This window comes from Nonomuraea sp. NPDC051941 (assembly GCF_044593615.1).
Window position 1 is genome coordinate 1 of the sequence record NZ_JBIUCF010000148.1, and the last position, 1,625, is coordinate 1,625.

Annotated in this window: 1 protein-coding gene; it reads left to right on the forward strand. The window is 70.0% G+C overall.

What is annotated here, in order from left to right; genetic code table 11:
- A partial coding sequence (locus tag ACIHFD_RS67880) for a type I polyketide synthase (RefSeq protein ID WP_397375973.1) occupies window positions 1–1,625 on the forward strand: 1,625 nt, incomplete at both ends.

Below are 1,625 nucleotides of genomic sequence, written 5' to 3' on the forward strand. Positions count from 1 at the left end.
ACGGTGGCGTTCGCGACCGCCTGGTACGGGCTGGTCGACCTGGCCGGGCTCAGCCGGGGGGAGCGGGTGCTGATCCACTCCGGCGCGGGTGGGGTCGGCATGGCCGCGATCCAGATCGCCCGGCACTTGGGCGCGGAGGTGTTCGCCACCGCCTCACCCGCCAAGCAGCACGTGCTGCGGGCGTTGGGCGTGCCGGATGATCACATCGCTTCCTCCCGCGACCTCGATTTCGCCGATGCCTTCGCCACGGTGATGGGCGGGGCGGGGATGGATGTGGTGCTGAACTCGCTGGCGGGGCCGTTCACCGACGCGTCGCTGGACCTGCTTGCTGAGGGTGGCCGGTTTATCGAGATGGGCAAGACCGACCGGCGCGATCCGGCCGACGTCGCGGGCACTCACTCTCACGTCCGTTACCGCAGCTTCGACCTGATGGATGCCGGGCATGAGCGGGTCGGGCAGATGCTGGGCGAGCTGCTGGACCTGTTCGCTTCCCAGGAGTTGGCGGCGTTGCCGGTGCGGTGCTGGCCGGTGCAGCAGGCCCGCCAGGCCTTCCGGCACATGGCCCAGGCCCGCCACACCGGCAAGATCATCCTGACGATGCCGCGCGAGCTGGATCCGGACGGCACTGTGCTGATCACGGGTGGCACGGGCGGTCTGGGCGCCATCTTGGCCCGCCACCTGGCCGGCGAGCACCGGGTGGGGCGTCTGCTGTTGGCCTCCCGCCGAGGAGACCAAGCCCCCGACGCCGACCAGCTCCGGGCCGACCTGGAGACGGTGGGTGCGTCGGTGGAGATCGCGGCGTGCGATCTGTCCGACGCCGAGCAGGTGGCCGCGCTCCTTGGCCGGGTCCCGGCCGAGTACCCGCTGACGGCGGTCTTCCACACTGCCGGGGTGCTGGATGACGGTGTGGTCACCTCCCTCACCCCCGACAAGATCGACCGAGTACTGAAGCCCAAGGCCGACGCCGCCTGGCACCTGCACCAGGCCACCCGCCACCTCGACCTGGCCGCGTTCGTTCTCTACTCCTCCTCAGCCGCCACGCTGGACAGTGCCGGACAGGGCAACTACTCGGCGGCCAACGCCTTCCTGGATGCGTTGGCGATCCACCGCCACGCCAGCGGCCTGCCCGCTCAATCCCTCGCCTGGGGATTGTGGGCGCCGGAAACGGGCGGCATGACGAACCAGTTGGCGGAACTCGACCTGGAGCGGCTGTCCCGTTCAGGATTCACCGCTATGGGTGCCAACGAGGGCATGCAACTCCTGGACGTCGCTCTGACAATGCCGGAGCCCTTCCTCGTACCTCTGCCCATCAACACTCGCACCCTCAGCAACCGCCACGACGGTGTCCCGGCGATTCTGCGTGGGTTGGCTCGCACGCCCGCGCGTCGCGCCGCCCGCACCGAACCTGTCTCCGGCAGCGGGTCAGCACTGGAACGCCGCCTGACTGGGGTGCCGGCGGCCGAGCAGGAACACGTGCTGGTGTCCCTGGTCTGCGCCGAAGCCGCAGCGGTCCTGGGCCACGCCTCCGGCGAGGCGATCCAAGCGGGACGCCCGTTCAAGGATCTGGGCTTCGACTCCCTGACCTCCGTCGAGTTGCGTAACCGGCTGAGCCGGGCGGCCGGGAT